Origin of the sequence: Rhodococcus sp. NPDC057529 (assembly GCF_042802055.1) — a bacterium.
In the GTDB taxonomy this organism is placed as follows: Bacteria; Actinomycetota; Actinomycetes; order Mycobacteriales; family Mycobacteriaceae; genus Rhodococcus_F.
Map to the genome: position 1 here is coordinate 358,019 of NZ_JBHVEY010000004.1, position 16,656 is coordinate 374,674.

A 16,656-nucleotide genomic window follows, 5' to 3' on the forward strand; every position below is an offset into this window, starting at 1 on the left:
GTCGGACTCAGATCGTGGGGGTGAGTTCGCGGCTGTCCGCGACATCTGCCCGGCTCTGCCGGGTGACCCGGGCGACGACAAGTCCGGCGACGAAGAACAGGGCGATCACGGCCAGCAGGATGTCCGCGAGCAGCTCCGACCCGCCGATCAGCGTGGTGAAGTTGTCGAGCACCAATCCGGTGACGGCGACCAGACCCACGCAGCCCAGCACCGGGGCGATGCGGGTGTGCCAGAGCCGGGTGTCCAGCCGGGTGCGGGCGAAGAACGCGATGATCGCGACACTGGTGAGCACCATCAGCACCAGGATGCTCACCGTGGCCAGACCCGCCATCCAGGTGAACAGTTGCAGCACCGGGTCTGCGCCGGCGAGTGCGAACACCCCGACGACCACCGTCGCGGAGATCGTCTGGGCGATCGAGCCGACGTGCGGGGAACCGTGCTCGGAGTGGGTGCGGGCCAGTGCGCGCGGCGCCGCGCCCTTGCGGGCGAGGGCGAACACGTACCGGGAGATGGCGTTGTGGAACGCCAGCAGCGCGGCGAACAGGCTGGTGACGAGCATGATCGCCATGACGTCGGCAGCCGGGCCGCCCAGGAAGTGCGCGGCCGCGGCGAACGTCAGCCCGGCAGGGTCGGCGGCGGCCGCGTCGGACACGGTGTCGCTGCCGAACGCGAGCACCACGGCCCAGCTGGCGAGCGCATACACCAGTCCGATGACGATGACGGCGGCGTACGTCGCGATGGGGATCGTGCGCCGGGGGTTGCGGGCCTCCTCGCCGTAGATCGCGGTCGCCTCGAAGCCGATGAACGACGCGATCGCGAACATCAAAGCGACACCGGGTGATCCGCTGAAGAACGACGTCGGGGTGAACGACGCGAAGTCGATGCCCGCGGCCCCGCCCCGCACCAGGACGCCGAACGACAGCGCGAGGATGATGCCGATCTCGAGGACGAGGAGAACCCCGAGTACCTTGGCGCCCAGATCGATGCTGCGGTACCCGAGCACGGCCACCAGCGCGATGAGGACCAGCGCCCACATCCACCACGGCAGGTCGGGTCCGCCGTACTGGACGACGAGGCCCTGAATGGTCGCGGCGGCCAGGCCGTACACGGCGGCCTGGATGGCGGTGTACGTCAGCAACGCGAGACCGGCGGCCCCGAGCCCGCAGGATTCGCCGAGACCCTTCGCGACGTAGGCGTAGAACGCGCCGGTGTCGACCATGTGGCTGCTCATGGCCGCGTATCCGACGCTGAACACGAGCAGGACCAGCGCGGCGATGAGATAGGCCGTCGGAGCGCCCGCGCCGTTGCCGATCGCGATCATGACGGGCAGGGCGCCGCCGATCGCCGTGAGGGGAGCGGCGGCGGCGATGACGAGGAAGACGATCCCGACGACGCCGATGGATCCGCGTAGCTTGCCGGGTCCGGAACCCGTGGTGGTGTCAGACATCAGTGCCTCCGTCCGAGTGGCAGCTGCTGCTGCCTCCGGTCGAGCAGTGCTTCGACGTCGTGCGGGGCACGTCGAGAGAGGGGTTACGGTCGAAGAAACCGTTGGGCTTCAACGTGAATCCGGTGTAGTCGACGGGCATGATCGGCCAATCCTCCGGGCGCGGGAAGTGGGTGAGACCGAACGTGTGCCACACGACGAGATCCTCGTTCTCCAGATCGCGGTCGCCGGCCACGAAGCTGGGCAGTCCTGCGCCGCCGGCGTGCTGGTTCACGAAATCGCCTGCCGCGTAACGTTCCTTCTCGTCGAACCGGGTGACCCACAGGTGCTTGGTGGCGAACGTCGCCCGCGCCGCGATCGAGGAGTCGTCGTCGGCCAGCAGGATCGGCTGCCCCTCCGGGTGCAGTGCGTACGCCACCGGCTTGCCGAGACGGTTCAGCTTGTTCGAGTTGCTGATGTGCCACACCCGTCCGACGCTGTTGTCCGCGAGGCGCTGAGCCTCGGATTCCTTCGTCAGCGGCGTGCGCTCGAGGGTGAACGCATTGCCGTGCACATTCCCGGGGCCCATCTTCACCCGCTTGGTCTGCACCTCCTCGACAGAGTTGCGGTCGCCGTCGATCATCATGTCGAGGCGGGCGCTGAACAGGTGCTGGTGGTACGGGGCGCCGAGGCCGGGCGCGATCTCCGAGGCGTACGGGTAGTCGCCGCCCGGGTGACCCGACGTGAACACGACGCCGGTGGCCTTGACCTCGAACTCGATGGTGCCGTCGAGGTAGAGGTACCAGAAGAAGCCGTAGTCGTAGTTGCCGATCGTGGTGAAGAAGGAGATAACCAGGCGGCGTTGGCGGCGTGTCTCGGCGGAGCCGGCCCAGAGGTCGGTGTGCTTCCACAGCACACCGAAGTCCTCCTCGTGCATGCACACTGCGTTCTTCAGCGTCTTGGGGGCACCGAACTCGTCGGCGATGACGGCGTCGAAGTACGTGATGTCGCCGACGCAGTCGCAACCGAGTTCGAGGGCGTTCGCGTAGCGGCCCACCATGTACTCGCCCGTGTCGAAGTAGTTCTGCCACGACCGGACCGGTGAGGGGTCGCCGTAGGGAACGACCATCTCGGCGATGGACGCGCGGTGGATGATCGGGCGTACCCGGTCGCCGTCGGCGAATCCGAGCTGATGGAGGACGAGTCCCTCGCGGGCGTCGAAGCCGACGCGGAACGACCACTTCTCCCAGTCGACGCGGTTGCCGTCGACGACGAAGCTGGGGCCCTCGGGCTGGGTGATCTCGATAGGCTTCTGGGTGGTGCGCAGCGGGCCGGTGACGGCGACGTCGTCGAAGTTGCCCGACTCCTCGGGGATCGGGACGGCGCCGAGGTCGAGAACGTCGGTGACGGTCCGGTTCATGACGTCGACGAAGCCGACGAGCCCGTCGATCGGGTGGGCCCAGGCGTGGTCCCTCGGGTGGTCCTGACGGAACGCGAGCCCGCGGAGGATCCGCTTGCCGGTCTCGCCGGGGTAGTCGAAGACGCCGGCCGAGAGGGGAGCGACCCGGACGTCGGCGACGTCGAGTCCGCGGGCGGCGAGTGCGGCGAGCCAGCGTTCGTCGGCGGACAGTACCTGCTCGACGAGTTCGAATTCCTCGTCCAGGACCGGCATCTGACCGTCCCGGGTGGCGTCGAGGGTGACCGAGCTGATGACCGACCGCTGGGTCACGGACACCACGACGTCCACGGCGTTCGGCGACGAGATGTCGTGCAGCAGAACGCGGAATCGGCGATCGGTCTCGTTGGTCTCGGCCGGGTACAGCGTCGACTTGTCCGGTTCCTCGAGGCCGACGTAGACGAATCTCGTCTGCTCGGTCAGCGCGTCGGCGGCCTCGAGGATCTCGCGGAGGGAGGCGATCTCGTCGACGGTCGGCAGCGACAGCGGGTGGTCGATACGCGCAGGGGAAAGGGTGGGCATGTCGCGATCCTTTGGTTCTACGGGTGTTGAATAAAAAGCTTAGTGACGTACGTTACATCGGAGGTGCCCTCGTGTAAACAGTGAGTTTCGGAGCCCGGATTTACTGACCGTTCGGTCAGAAATCTGACCGGGTCGGAGTCGAGCGACGCGGGTGGCCGGGACTTTCCTGCCGGCGGTCAGCTGTTCGAGGGACGTGTCCGGCTCGTCGGATTCACCGAGGGCGCCGTGGAGCGACGGGCTCCCGGGGTTCGGGCCGCGAGGCGGGTACGTCGGGTGTGGCGGGCGCGTTCGTTTTCGGACAGGCCGCCCCAGATGCCGTGTGTTTCGGCGGCGGTGAGGGCGTGGGTGCGGCAGTCGGTGAGCACGGGGCACTCCTGGCAGATTTGTTTGGCGGTGTGCTCGCGCTGGGCGCGGACTCGGCGACGTTCACCGTCAGAGGAGAAGAACACGTCGGGGTCGGTGCCGCGGCAGGAGGCGCGGTCCTGCCAGTTCCCGTGGACATGGGTGTGGTGGTGCGAATGATCAGACACTGCTGGGTGGGTCGCTTTCGGAGTCGAACGGTTACACGATCCGGTGCTCAGGCGGAGCACGGGGCTTGCGCCGGCAGGAACGGCACCGCCGGCCGGCGAACATCAGGCGCCGCTGCCGGACATTACTCGTCGCATCGGTACGTCAGAGCGGGGACGGGTTTTCGTCGGTGCCGGCCGGGCCGTTCTCGTCTCGATCGGCGTACATCATCTGGATCCGCTGCAAGATCTCCGGCGTACTGAGCGCTCGGTGCGTGGGAATTGCATGGTGCGGTGCGCTGTCGGGCGAACCGTGTAGGCGTGTCATCAGGATTCTCTCGGTCGCACAGTCGTGGGACGCACGATGGCCAAGGCGCAGGGCAACCCCTGCCCGTCACCGTGATCCCGGTCCCTGTCAGTGTTCGGGCTCATGCGGTGGCGCGGATAGGGGACAAGGTCCTTTCCCCGGTGATCGGTGCCGGGCCGGTATGCGACGCGGCTCGTTTCGGAGGACATGAGCACTGAGATCCTCCGGGTGTTGCATGGGGCGAACGGGACTGCTTGGTGTTCACGCGCAATGGAAGCTGTGGTGCACAGTAGTTTTGGGGTGCTCCGTGCGTCGCGCGCGGATCGAATGGTCAATGCGGAGCGCAGGCGTTTCCTCAGCTGGTCGGGAATGGCTCCGACGGCAGCGGCGCCGTCGAAGGCTCCGGCGGCGGCGGCTGCTGAATGGGTGGTTGTGTGGTCGGGTTGTCGGACGGCGCAGGTGGGGGTGGTTGCGTGGTCGGGTTGTCGGGTGGCGCAGGCGGCGGCAGCGGCGCCGTCGAAGGCTCCGGCGGCGGCTGCTGAATGGGTGGTTGTGTGGTCGGGTCGTCCGACGGCACAGGCAGGGGCGGCTCCGGCGGCGGGACCACCGTGATGGGGGGTTCAGGGCTGGTGGACGGCAACGTCTCGGGCGGAAGCGGAAGCTGCGGCGGCAAGGTGGGTAGCGGCGTCACCGAAGTGGGCGGCAGTCCGGGAGGCAGCAGATCCGTGGGCAGGGTTCCCGGCAACTGCCCGACTCCCGGCACCGTCGTGGTTCCGGGTGTCCCCTGCACGGTGGCAGGCAGTGGGGTGGTCTGCGTCGGCGCGGGGGTGGTGGTACCGGGCGTTGTCGTCGCCGGGGGTGTGGTGGGAGCGATCTTCTCCAGTTCCGCGGCCAGCTTCGCCCGCCACACCTCGAGTTCGTTGCGGGTGTCGGCGTCGCGTACCTCGCCGGAACGGTCGGCGGCGCCCTCGAGCAGGTTCCTCGCCGACTCCGTGTCGCCCGCGGCGATCAGCCGTTCGGCCTCCTGCAGCTGCGACGTGGTGTCGATCTGCGCGACGGTCGAGTCGGCCTGCTGGCTGAACACGACCGACTTGACGCTCCACAGCGGATCGCCGGGTGCGGCGTCGTACGAAAGAATGGTGACACCGCCCATGACGACCGCGATCGCGGCGGCGGCACCTGCGATGGGCCGTAACAGCCGGAGCTTGCCGCGGGCGGCACTGCGTGCGGAACGGGCGTCCGAGGCGTCGATCGCCGCGATCACGTCGTCCAGCAGCGGACCCGACGGCATCGGCGTCGACACGATGTCGGCGCGCCAACTGGTCAGCAGAAGCGCGAGCTGGTCCTGTTCCGGCGAATCCGTCGCGACGGATTCGCCACCGGCGATCGCGTCGATGAGCGCGTCGTCGCGGCGCACAGCCGCGACGTCCACCGGAGCGTCGTCTTCCGGGAGATCGGCATCGGGATTGCCGTTGCGCTCGATGTCCCTGGCCACACCTCTCACCTGCCCTCGTCACCCGCCATGGCTCGGTGTCGAGCCGTGCGGACACCCCCGTGGAACTACCCCACGGCCGGGGCCGTTTCCTTCACTGACATACCGACCACGAGGCGGAGGATCACGACCTTCCGGTGCCTTCCGGCAGCGTGCTCGGCAGTCCGTTCATCTGCCTGCTCGCCCTTTCGAGTCCAGCGCCCGCTGTTCGGGTCTATCACCTGGTACTTCGGCGACGGGCCCCGACTTGTTACCACACTCGTCCTGTGCGGGCCGACCCCGGCGCACTCGGGCGGTCCTGAGGCCCTGGGCCGGGGTCGACGTCATTGCGGGGGCACCGTCGCGGGGTGGACGATCCTCCTAGTGGGATTATCCTCCAGTCTGCCATTCCGGAACACCCGAGCATCGCAGGCAAGATTCCGCGCATTCTGTCGGCCGTGGTGACGTGATATCGCCGGTAGCGCGGCGGTTGCGATCCAGATCAGTCGTGACCACACGGTGAGCTGGGGCGGGTATTCTGGCAGCCCGGCACGATCCGGGCCAGATCCCAAGCGGGAGGGTCACCGATGCGTTGGAGGACAACTCGCAGGCGGTGTGTTGCATCGACCGCTGGAATCGTGGCCGGCTGTGCTTTCTCGCTCGGATCGTCGGCTGTCGCGGCGGCGGAGCCCCCCGTAGTGCCTGTGGCGTTTGCGGCCCCCGCAACGTTTGTTTCGGGATGCTTCAGTTTGTTGATGTGCACTGTGCCACCGGTGGTGGCGGTAACGCCGTCGGCGACGACGGACGTGCCGGGCATAGTGACCTTCACGGCGCGGCAATCGGGTGCGATTGTCACGCCCGACTGTCTCGATGTGGCGGTGCACTGGCGAAACCTGTCCACTGCCGCCGCCGGTACCGCCGTGCTCCGCGGCGTGACGCCCACAGATTTCAGTCGGCCCACCGCCCCCGAGGATTGGTGCCGATATATCCCGGTGGCGGTGGTCACCGGCAGCGGCATCGTCGCCGCGTCTGCGGACGCGTTCGCCGATCTCCACCAGTTCCAGCTGGCCATCGCTCCAGGATTCGGAACTTTCGCGGTTCCCTAGCGCGGCCTGCCGATGCCGACGGAATTGTCCTTTCCGGACCTCGTTCGGAGTTCGGCACCGCCGACGGCGGCTGCGGTCATTCGCGTTCCTTCAACCGTGCGGTGTGCCGCTTCGCCACGTCGAGGTCGGCGTCGGCCGTTCCGAGCGTGTCCTGAGCGGCGCGGAGGGCGTCGACGGCGCTCTCCAACACCTCCGGCGCGGTGGTCGGGTCGCCGAGTTCGTCCACGTCGAGCGCGGTCGCATCGAGGTCTGCGTAGGTGCGCTCCAGGTCGAGGAGGGTTCGACGCAGGGCATGCAGCGCATCCCGGACCCCGGTTACCCGCTCATCGAGATCAGCGGGGGTACTCATACGATCACGGCCCAGGGCGCCGCGGCGGCGTTGATGAGGTGCAGCTGCCTGCGCGCCTCGGCTGTCGGTTGGTCGAGGTCGGTCATGAGATCACTCCATCCGTTGTGAATGACTCAGGGGTGGACATTCCGCGCCGATGTCGGTTCTCCCATGCCTTCCAGGCTAGGGGTTTACGTATCGGTTTTTCGGGGTGTGATGGTGCTGTGACCTGGTGCGTCGACATAACACCGGTTTGTGATGTGGGGGGTACGGGGCCGAGCGCCTGCACGGCAGAAACGTTCGTCGGCAAGAAGATACCGGCGACCTGTGCTCGCTCGTGGTCATCGATCGCGAGCCCTCCGGCTGACCCGGTGGAAACTCTGTTCCGCGCGAAGCGGAAACACCGGGACGCCGTGCGAGCGCTGTACGTCCTCTCCGCACGGGGGTGTGCGGGACCTGCGACCTCGGGTCGAAATTACTGCTATCCGATATCGGGAGAGACTGCGCCGCAGTGGCTTTGCGGAACCTCATTCGTTGGAAGGGCTGGGACCGCCACGCGCACGCCCAGCTCGGCGCCCTGAATACAGATTGGGCTGGGGACGTTGAAGTGCCAGCTCGGGTGAGCTTCGTGATTACCGGAGGAAGCCGCCTGCCGCTACTGTGTGCGTTCGACGATTGCCTGGCGAAGAAGGAGACAGCATGGCGGTATCACCGAGGGGTTCTGAAGGTTCGACGAAGAGGGCAACCAGGGAGATTCGCGAATGGGCGATCGGAATGGGCTTGGCGGTGTCTTCCCGTGGCCGGATCTCGGCCGAGGTCGAGCGTGCCTTCCACGAAGCTCAGGTGAAAAAGGTTCAGGCGAAAAAGGTTCAGGCGAAGAAGGCGGACGTGAAGACGGTCGCGGCGAAGACGCCGGTCAATCAGGCGGCCGTGAGTACAGCCCCGCCGAAGAAGACGTCCAGGGAGATTCGTGAGTGGGCGATCGGGGCGGGTCACGTAGTGTCCTCCCGCGGGAGGATCCCGGTCGAGATCGAGCAAGCTTTCCATGAGGCTCAGGCGAAGAAAGCTCAGGGGAAGCGGGCGCCGGTAAAGAAGACGGCGGCGAAGAAGACGGCGGCCAAGCCGGTGAAGAGAGTCGCGGCGAGCACGGCTCCGGCGGAGAAGAAGAACGGGAAGAAGACAGTCGCGAAGAAGGCGGCTACGAAGAATGTGGACGTGACGAAGGTGGTCGCGGCGACGGCTCCGGCGAAGGGGACGTCCAGGGAGATTCGTGAGTGGGCGATCGGGGCGGGTCACGTAGTGTCCTCCCGCGGGAGGATTCCGGTCGAGATCGAGCAAGCTTTCCATGAGGCTCAGGCGAAGAAGTTTCAGGCGAAGCGGGCGCCGGTAAAGAAGGCTGCGGCGAAGAAAACGGCGGCGAAGACGACGGCGGCGAAGACGACGGCGGCGAAGAAGACGGCGGCGAAGCCGGTGAAGAGAGTAGCGGCGAGCAAGGCGCCTGCGGAGAAGAAGAATGGGAAGAAGGCAGTCGCGAAGAAGGCGGCTACGAAGAAGGCGCCCGTGAAGAAGATGGTCGTGGCCACGGCTCCGGTCAAGCAGGCGGCCGCGAGTACGGCTCCGGCGCAGAGGACGTCCAGGGAGATTCGTGAGTGGGCGATCGGAGCGGGTCACGTAGTGTCCTCCCGCGGCCGGATCGCGGCTGAGATCGAGCGAGCCTTCCATGATGCTCAGGCAGAGCTGCCGGTGGCGTGAGTTGCGACAGTGCCTGATGGATTCGGAGCCCATCCTGCCGCGAAGGCGATGAGCCCTGCCCACCGTGTCGCCCGGTCATCGCGGACGCTGACGAGGTGACCGTCGATCCCCGCTCCCGCCGGCCTGGCCGGGGCGGGGCCCCACCGGCGTTATCGAGGCGCACATCACGGTGAGCGGACGGAGTCGGCCGAGTACGCTGACGCGGTCGAGACGGAGAGGTGTTGTGTCCATGAGTGAGCCGTATGCAGTAGTCGGAGCGACGGGTGGTCAGGGAGGCGCTGTCGTCGACGCGCTGCTCGAACGTGGACGCGAGGTCCGAGCCCTGGTCCGTCGAAGCTCTTCTCGCTCAGAGGCGTTGCGCCTACGCGGCGTCGACATTGCGGTGGCCGATATCACCGATCGAGCGGCGATCGCGTCTGCCGTCGAGGGGTGTGCGGGCGTGTTCGCCATGACAACGCCGTTCGAAGACGGCCCAGAGGCGGAGATCGCGCAGGGCGCCGCGCTGGTCGACGCGTTCGGTGATGCCGGTGTTCCGCACGTGGTGTTCTCTTCGGTGGCCGATGCGGACAGGAGTACCGGGGTCCCACATTTCGACACGAAGGCCGTGACCGAGTCGTTGCTGCGAGAATCCTCGGTCTCGCACACGATCGTCGGGCCGACCTACTTCTACGACAACTTGCTCGGTGGACTCGACGGCATCCGCGGAGGCCGGCTCGATCTGCCTCTGCCGGTCGATACCCCGCTGCAGCAGTTGTCGCGCCGAGACCTCGGTCGGTTCGTCGCCCTGGTATTCGATGATCCGGACCGATTTGCGCGGACACGAATCGACCTCGCGTCGGACGATCCGACCCCACGTCGCATGGCCGAGGTGCTCAGCAGCGTCCTCGGCACGCCGGTTCAGGCCCATGCGTCCGACGCGGACGCCATCGCCTCGCCGGACATGCGCGCAATGTTCCGCTTCCTCACCGACACCGGGTACGACGCGAACATCGGCGAACTGCGCCGGCTCTACCCCGAGGTGGGGTGGCAGAGCTTCGCCGATTGGGCAGCCGAGTTGGCCTGAGGTCTGCGGAGAACGCAAGGTCCGCAGTTCGGTGTCGGTGGAGGCCGTCGGCTCAGAGAGTGGTGACGAACCGCTCGAGCATCTCGAGCTGACGCTCCGACGACGTCTCGCCCGGCGTGAGGACACCCAGAATCTGCATGCCCATCATCATGTTGAGCAGTTGCTCGACCACGATGGTGACGTCGATGTCGCCGACGGTGCCCTCGTCGCGGGCCTGCTCGAGGAAGATCGCCATCTGCTCGCGCCAGCGGTCCATCGTCCGGCGGTTGGTCGCGGCCATCTGCTCGTCGTACATGGCCCGCGGCCACAGGGAGGCGGCGATCCGGGCCTCGAGAAGTTTCTCCTCGTTGATCGGCATCACCTCGCGGCACAGGATGCGCAGGGCGTCGAGGCCGGTCGCGTCGCCGAGCGCCTCGGTGATCCGCCGATCGGTGGCCTCGGAGATGTGCTCGTACGACGTCCGGAGGATCTCGTCCTTGCCGGCGAAGTAGTGGCTCAGCGCGCCATTGGTGTACCCGGCCTCGGTGGCGATGTCGCGCATGTTCGCGGCCTCGATACCGCGGGCCGCGATCAGCCGCCAGGCGGCGGCGGTGATGCTTCGCCGACGCTCGTCGTGATCCACGAGCTTAGGCACGACGTGTACCTGTCCCACCAGCGATCATGCGACCACGGTATCAATGAGCTCCGCCGAGATTGAGCACGACCACTCCGGAGACGACGAGACCGAGTCCGAAGATCTTCGTCGCGGTCAGCGGTTCACCGAGGAATGCGGCCCCGATCGCGACGATCGCCGCCGTCCCGAGCCCCGACCACATGGCGTAGGCGATCCCGACCGGCACCGTCTTGACCGCCTGCGACAGGAACAGGAACGCGAGAGTGTAGCCGGCGAGGCAGCCGACCGTCGGCCAGAGCCGGGTGAAGCCCTCGGTGGACTTCAGCAGGCTCGTACCGAACACCTCGGCGGCGATCGCGGCAAGCAGGAACACGTACGGCATGGGGACAGGGAACCATGCCGGGAGCGGTGAGGCGTGCAGCGCCCCACCGCTCCCGACGGTGCCGTCTACGAGTACATGATGACGCCGCGGACGTTCTCGGCCTTCCGCATCGCCTCGTAGCCGTCGTTGATCTGGTCGAGCGTGTATGTCCTCGTGATCATTTCGTCCAGCTTCAGCTGACCCTCCATGTACAGGCGGAGCAGATGCGGGATGTCGAACCGGATGTTCGCGTTGCCGAACCATGCCCCCTTGAGCGTCTTGCGCATCGCCGTCAGATCGAACAGGTTCAGGTCGACGTCGTTCTGCGTGACATCGCCGACCGACACGTGGACGCACGTGCCGCCCTTCGCCACCAGGCTCATCGCCGGACCGATGATGCGGCCACTCGCATTCGCGACAGTGATGAGCACCTTGTCGGCCAACTGGCCCCACGTCAGGTCCTGGAGGAGGGGGAGGGCCTCGTCGATGCTCGCCGCGGTGTGGGTGGCGCCGAAGATCTTGGCCTGCTCCCGCTTGAACTCCGACGGGTCGACGACCACGACGTGCCGGGCACCGGCGAGCGCGGCGCCCTGAACCGCCCCGCACCCGACGCCGCCCATGCCGATCACGACGACGGTCTCACCGGCCTGGACGCCGGCCGCGTACACCGACGACCCCCAGCCAGTCGTGACGCCGCAGCCGACCAGCGCCGCCTTGTCGAGCGGGATGTCCTTCGTGATCTTGACGCAGGACGCCTCGTTGACCACCGTGTACGGCGAGAACGTTCCGATCAGGCACTGGATGGCAGCGTCCTTGCCGCGCACGTGGTGGCGCGCCGTACCGTCCGAGATCTGCCATCCTTCGAGCAGGTGAGCACCCAGGTCGCAGATGCTGGACTGTCCGGTCGCGCACTGCCGGCACCGCCCGCACGCGGGGATGAATCCGAGTGCGACGTGATCGCCCTTCTCGACGCTGGTGACCCCCGGTCCGACCTCGAGCACGACACCGGCGCCCTCGTGCCCGCCGATGAACGGGTAGTACTCGAGCGGCAGGCTCCCGTCCCGAACGTGTTCGTCCGAATGGCACATCCCCGACGCCGCCAACTGCAGCAGCACCTCCCCGTGCTTCGGCGGGTCGAGTTCCAGTTCTTCGATCTGCCACGGCTGACCGGGTTCCCACAACACAGCGGCCTGGGTCTTCATGTTTGCTGCTCCTGTCCGACGACGTCGATGGTGTACGGGATCAGAGGATGATGGTGACGACCTTCTCCTCGGTGTTGGCTTCGATTCCGGCCCAGCCGAGTTCGCGTCCGGTGCCGCTGGTCTTCATGCCGCCCCAGGGCAGGGCGGGATCGATCGGTGCCCAGCCGTTCACGGCCACCGCTCCGGCCCGGACCTTGCCGGCGAGGGTGTGGGCGTGGGAGACGTCGCGCGTCCAGATCGAGGCGGCGAGTCCGTAGTCGGTGGCGTTGGCGATCGCGATCGCCTCGTCGGTGGTGTCGAACGCGATGACGGTGCCGACGGGTCCGAAGATCTCCTCCCGCGCGATCTTCATGTCGTTGTTGGCGTCGGCGAAGATGGTCGGCTGGACGAAGAACCCGTCCCCGTCCGGGCGGCCGCCGCCGGCGGCGACGCGGGCGCCCTCGCTGCGTCCGGCCGCGATGTAGTCGAGGACGGTGTCGCGCTGCTTCGCGTTGACCAGGGCGCCCATGGTGGTGGCCGGGTCGAACGGGTCGCCGAGGACCTGGGCGGACGCGGCGGCGGCGAGACCGTCGACGACCTGCGAGTACAGCGACCGGTGCACCAGGATGCGGGTGCCCGCGGCGCAGACCTCGCCCTGGTTGAAGAACAGACCCATCGCGGTGCCGTTGATCGCGGCCTCGAGGTCGGCGTCCGGGAGGATGATCTGCGGGGACTTGCCACCCAGTTCGAGGGTGGTGCGCTTGAACGTGTCCGCGGCGCGCTTGGCGATGATCCGCCCGACGCGGGGGCTGCCGGTGAAGCTGATCTTGTCCACGCCCGGGTGGGCGGCGAGTGCGTCGCCGGCGATCTCGCCGAGGCCGGGCACGACGTTGACGGTGCCTGCGGGCAGTCCGGCCTCCTCGAGCAGCGTCGCCAGGTGCAGGATCGACAGCGGTGCGTCCTCCGGCGGCTTGACCACCAGGGTGTTTCCGGCGGCCAGCGCCGGGGCGATCTTCCACGCCGAGATCATCAGCGGGGTGTTCCACGGGACGATCGCGCCGATCACGCCGACCGGTTCGCGGACGGTGTACGAGTGGGTGGGCTGACCGAAGTAGCCGGCGGTCGGGATGGACTGGCCGGTGATCTTGTCGGCCCAGCCGGCGAAGTGCCGGAACGTGCCCGCGGCCATCGGGATGTCGAGCATGGTGGGCTGGCCGACGGGCTTGCCGACGTCGAGGGCCTCGAGCCGGGCGAGGATCTCGCCGTCGCGCTCGATGAGATCGGCGACCTTGTTCAGGATCCGTCCGCGGGCGGCACCGGGCAGTGATCCCCATTCACCGTTCAGCTGCGACCGCGCCGCGGCGACGGCGTCGTCGATGTCCTGCCCGGTTCCGGCGGCCACGTCGACGAGGGGGCGTCCGGTGGCCGGGTTCAGGTCGGTGAACGTTCCGCCGTCCGACGCCGGACGCCACTGCCCGCCGATGAACAGCTGCGTGGCGGTTCCATCAGGAAGCCCTGTGGCACTGACGTTCTCGTGTACTGCGGTCATGGCGTCAACTCTCCCAGTGGTGTTGTGATGGCTGTCACAAGCATGCGGGTGTGGGGGCGGCGTCGTCTTGCACGCACGCGCATGGTTGTTGCTCGTATGCGCACCGATTCGCCGTCCGCGGGCACCGAGTCGCGGTTTCCTGACAGTAAACAGCGCTGTTACGATGCGGGCGTGACGACTCGACCCGAGACCGAGGTTCACCGCGACACGGGAGACCCCGCGCCCGTCGAGCGGGAGGTACCGTCCGACACGCCGACCGGGCCCGACCTGGAGAAGGTGATCGCCAGGCAGGTCCGGGCGCTCCGCAAGGCCAGCGGGCTGTCCGTCGGCGACATGGCGGCCAAGGTCGGGATCTCCAAGGCGATGCTGTCGAAGATCGAGAACTCGCAGACGTCGTGCAGTCTGTCGACGCTGGCGCGGCTCGCCGCCGGACTCGACGTGCCGGTGACCTCCCTGTTCCGGGGTGCAGACACCGCCCGCGACGCCGTGTACGTCGAGGCGGGCCACGGCGCGGTCATCGTCGGACGCGGCACCCGGGTGGGGCACCACTACGAACTCCTCGGCGCCCTGCGCGGGCAGCACAAGCGACTCGAACCGGTGCTGGTCACGCTCACCGACGCCAGCGAGACGTTTCCGCTGTTCCAGCACGCGGGCACCGAACTGCTGTACATGCTCGAGGGCGTCATGGTCTACGGGCACGGCGAGGCCGAGTACACGCTGCGACCGGGCGACTCGCTGCTCCTCGACGGCGAAGGCCTGCACGGTCCCAACGACCTCGTGCGGTTGCCCATCCGGTTCCTCGCCGTCACCGCGTACCCGGACCATCACGAGGAGTGACTCCTCCGACCGCTGTTTCGTCCTTCCTCCACGCCGTGTGCCGGGCGTAGAGTGGCGGGTGGTTCGAAAGGTCGTGGTAGCAATGTTGGCGACAGTTCAGATAGCGTCCGGCGGAAAAGCGGCGCTGCCCTTCGATCCCGCCGAGCCGGTCAGCCTGGCCACCGCGGGCGCGATCGGCCTCTACTATTTCGATTACGGCACCGATGCGCGGATGAACGCGGATGATCACGGCGACTTCTACGTCGTTCAGATTCCCCTGTCGGGCACGGCCCGAATTACCTCCGGCGCACAAGAATTCGACTCGACCATGACGGTCGCGTCGATTCTGTCGCCGGGACGCCGCGCAAGCATGGAGTGGCACGAAGGGCAGTCTCAGCTGATCATCCGACTGGCGCGCGGCACCCTCGAGGACCACCTGCAGGAAATTCTCGGGAGTCCACTCGATCAACCCCTACGATTCGAGCCGCAGATGGAACTCGGCAGCCCCGCTGTGTGCGGGTGGCGTGAGGCGGTCGAACTGCTCGAACACGAAGTCGCGAATCATGCAGCAATCACGGGTGATTCGGCCGCGATGGAGGAATTCGATCGAATCGTGCTGACCCAGTTCCTGTCCGCCCAGCCGAACAACTACAGCGATCGGCTTCGGAGTCTGGCTCAGAGCCTGACGTAGTCGGCGACGAAGGCAGGGCCCTGCCCGCGGAATGCTGCGGACAGGGCCCGGTCTGTGTGCGGCGCTGGATCAGGCCTTCGCGGGGTCTCCCACCGCTTCCGCGGTGATGGCTTCCGCACCGAGCACCGCGTCCGCGCCGTGCTTGGATGCACCGGTGAGGCCGACGGCGTCGAGCACGTAGGCGGTCTCACCGTGGACGGACACGTCGAGGCCGTCGTATTCGCTGTCCTGGTCTGCCCGGATGCCCATGACCTTCTTCAGTGCCGCGGCGATCACCAGGGTGACGACGAAGCAGTAGGCGAGAACGGCTGCCACGGCGACACATTGGCGCCACAGCACGTCGAAGCCGCCGCCGTAGAGCAGTCCCGCTGCGCCGTTGGGTGCGGCCGGGTCCGCGAGGAACCCGATCAGGAGGGTGCCGAGGATGCCGCCCACCAGGTGCACGCCGACGACGTCGAGCGCGTCGTCGTAGCCGAGCCGGTACTTCCAGGAGACCGCGAAGCAGCAGACCGCGCCGGCCGCGGCGCCGACCGCCAACGCGCCCAGGGGGGAGACGGCGCCGCAGGCGGGCGTGATGGCGACCAGGGCGGCGATCAGCCCGGATGCCGCGCCGAGCGACGTGGCCCGGCCTTCCCGCAGTTTCTCGACGGCCAGCCACGCGCAGATGCCTGCACACGCCGCGGCGACGGTGTTGAGGATGACGACCGACGCGCTGTTACCGGCGGACAGTGCCGAGCCGCCGTTGAACCCGAACCAGCCGAACAGCAGGATGCCGGCGCCGAGCATGGTCAGGGGAAGGCTGTGCGGGCGCGGCGAGACGGGGAACGTCTTGCGGGCCCCCAGAACCAGGACGACGGCGAGGGCAGCGACGCCGGCGTTGATGTGCACCGCCGTGCCGCCGGCGAAGTCGATGGCGCCGAGGGTGTTGGCGATCCATCCGCCGATCACCGATCCGTCCTCCGAGTCGAATGCGAAGACCCAGTGGGCGACGGGGAAGTAGACGAACGTGGCCCACAGTCCGGCGAACAGCATCCACGCGCCGAACTTCATCCGGTCGGCCAGAGCGCCCGAGATGAGGGCCACGGTGATACCGGCGAACAACAGCTGGAATCCGGAGACCAGCGCGGGTGGCAGTCCGGGTTCGGCGGGGGCCTCCAGCAGTGCACTGGAGCCGAAGAACTCGAGCGGGTCGCCCAGGAGGCCGAGGCCGCCGAGGGAATTGCCGAGCACGGCCGAGTAGCCGAACACGATCCACAGCACCCCGACGACGGCGAACGCGCCGAACGTCATCATGGCCATGTTGAGCGTGTTGCGCACGCTGACCATTCCGCCGTAGAACATGGCCAGGCCCGGGACCATCAGGCTCACCGCCGTGAAGGCCGCCAGAATCCAGGCGGTGTCGGCCGCAGCGACTGCTTCGTTCATAGTCGTCCACCTTGATCGAGGATGGCGGGACACCCGCAGTGTCCGCCGATGGGAATCAATGTCTATCGTCAGTGAACCAAAGTGGA

16 protein-coding genes are annotated in these 16,656 nt (G+C 67.5%); 5 read left to right on the forward strand and 11 right to left on the reverse strand.

Annotated features, from left to right (window positions below):
- Positions 1 to 7 precede the first annotated feature (7 nt).
- The 5 genes from ACFU5V_RS10005 to ACFU5V_RS10025 all read right to left on the reverse strand — a co-directional run bounded on the left by ACFU5V_RS10005 (position 8) and on the right by ACFU5V_RS10025 (position 5,718).
- Positions 8 to 1,447, reverse strand: coding sequence for an APC family permease (locus tag ACFU5V_RS10005; RefSeq protein WP_378698797.1), 1,440 nt, complete (start codon positions 1,445 to 1,447; stop codon positions 8 to 10).
- Entirely contained in the window at positions 1,440 to 3,401 is a 1,962-nt protein-coding gene (locus ACFU5V_RS10010) for a primary-amine oxidase (protein ID WP_378698799.1), read from the reverse strand. Before ACFU5V_RS10010 ends, ACFU5V_RS10005 begins: the two co-directional genes overlap by 8 nt.
- 176 nt (positions 3,402 to 3,577) lie before the next feature.
- Positions 3,578 to 3,931, reverse strand: coding sequence for a WhiB family transcriptional regulator (locus ACFU5V_RS10015; RefSeq protein WP_378439732.1), 354 nt, complete (start codon positions 3,929 to 3,931; stop codon positions 3,578 to 3,580).
- A 142-nt stretch (positions 3,932 to 4,073) separates the two neighbouring features.
- Complete coding sequence (locus ACFU5V_RS10020) at positions 4,074 to 4,235, reverse strand: hypothetical protein (RefSeq protein ID WP_378439734.1); 162 nt, start codon at positions 4,233 to 4,235, stop codon at positions 4,074 to 4,076.
- A 334-nt stretch (positions 4,236 to 4,569) separates the two neighbouring features.
- Complete coding sequence (locus ACFU5V_RS10025) at positions 4,570 to 5,718, reverse strand: anti-sigma-D factor RsdA (protein ID WP_378698801.1); 1,149 nt, start codon at positions 5,716 to 5,718, stop codon at positions 4,570 to 4,572.
- 722 nt (positions 5,719 to 6,440) lie between these two features.
- On the opposite strand from ACFU5V_RS10025, the gene ACFU5V_RS10030 reads away from it, so the two are divergent.
- Positions 6,441 to 6,791: a hypothetical protein gene (locus ACFU5V_RS10030; protein ID WP_378439738.1), complete on the forward strand. Its 351-nt coding sequence runs from the start codon at positions 6,441 to 6,443 to the stop codon at positions 6,789 to 6,791.
- Positions 6,792 to 6,867: 76 nt separating this feature from the next.
- Here the strand turns inward: ACFU5V_RS10030 and ACFU5V_RS10035 are convergent, their stop codons facing one another.
- Positions 6,868 to 7,140: a hypothetical protein gene (locus ACFU5V_RS10035; RefSeq protein WP_378439740.1), complete on the reverse strand. Its 273-nt coding sequence runs from the start codon at positions 7,138 to 7,140 to the stop codon at positions 6,868 to 6,870.
- A gap of 678 nt (positions 7,141 to 7,818) precedes the next feature.
- Here ACFU5V_RS10035 and ACFU5V_RS10040 point away from each other — a divergent pair.
- Together ACFU5V_RS10040 and ACFU5V_RS10045 are read left to right on the forward strand one after the other, a co-directional pair.
- Positions 7,819 to 8,871 carry a histone-like nucleoid-structuring protein Lsr2 gene (locus tag ACFU5V_RS10040; RefSeq protein WP_378698804.1) on the forward strand — a complete coding sequence of 351 codons (1,053 nt, stop codon included), beginning with the start codon at positions 7,819 to 7,821 and terminating at the stop codon, positions 8,869 to 8,871.
- A gap of 223 nt (positions 8,872 to 9,094) precedes the next feature.
- Positions 9,095 to 9,934 (forward strand): NmrA/HSCARG family protein, encoded by an 840-nt coding sequence (locus ACFU5V_RS10045; protein ID WP_378440209.1) that lies wholly within the window; start codon positions 9,095 to 9,097, stop codon positions 9,932 to 9,934.
- A 52-nt stretch (positions 9,935 to 9,986) separates the two neighbouring features.
- On the opposite strand, the gene ACFU5V_RS10050 is transcribed toward ACFU5V_RS10045, so the two are convergent.
- The 4 genes from ACFU5V_RS10050 to styD form a co-directional block, all read right to left on the reverse strand.
- Positions 9,987 to 10,556 (reverse strand): TetR/AcrR family transcriptional regulator, encoded by a 570-nt coding sequence (locus ACFU5V_RS10050; RefSeq protein WP_095862695.1) that lies wholly within the window; start codon positions 10,554 to 10,556, stop codon positions 9,987 to 9,989.
- 52 nt (positions 10,557 to 10,608) lie between these two features.
- Positions 10,609 to 10,929, reverse strand: a complete 321-nt coding sequence (locus tag ACFU5V_RS10055; protein WP_378698806.1) for a DMT family transporter — start codon at positions 10,927 to 10,929, stop codon at positions 10,609 to 10,611.
- Positions 10,930 to 10,994: 65 nt separating this feature from the next.
- A complete protein-coding gene (locus ACFU5V_RS10060) occupies positions 10,995 to 12,110 on the reverse strand; it encodes an NDMA-dependent alcohol dehydrogenase (protein ID WP_378698808.1) in 1,116 nt (371 codons plus the stop codon).
- 40 nt (positions 12,111 to 12,150) lie between these two features.
- Positions 12,151 to 13,638 carry a phenylacetaldehyde dehydrogenase StyD gene (gene styD / locus ACFU5V_RS10065; RefSeq protein WP_378698810.1) on the reverse strand — a complete coding sequence of 496 codons (1,488 nt, stop codon included), beginning with the start codon at positions 13,636 to 13,638 and terminating at the stop codon, positions 12,151 to 12,153.
- Between the two features lie 171 nt (positions 13,639 to 13,809).
- Between styD and ACFU5V_RS10070 the strand changes: the two genes are divergently transcribed.
- A complete protein-coding gene (locus ACFU5V_RS10070) occupies positions 13,810 to 14,475 on the forward strand; it encodes an XRE family transcriptional regulator (protein WP_012689757.1) in 666 nt (221 codons plus the stop codon).
- A gap of 82 nt (positions 14,476 to 14,557) precedes the next feature.
- Positions 14,558 to 15,145: a transcriptional regulator gene (locus ACFU5V_RS10075; protein WP_378698812.1), complete on the forward strand. Its 588-nt coding sequence runs from the start codon at positions 14,558 to 14,560 to the stop codon at positions 15,143 to 15,145.
- A 69-nt stretch (positions 15,146 to 15,214) separates the two neighbouring features.
- On the opposite strand, the gene ACFU5V_RS10080 is transcribed toward ACFU5V_RS10075, so the two are convergent.
- On the reverse strand, positions 15,215 to 16,570 hold the full coding sequence (locus tag ACFU5V_RS10080; RefSeq protein ID WP_378698814.1) for an ammonium transporter: 1,356 nt from the start codon (positions 16,568 to 16,570) through the stop codon (positions 15,215 to 15,217).
- Positions 16,571 to 16,656: the final 86 nt, after the last annotated feature.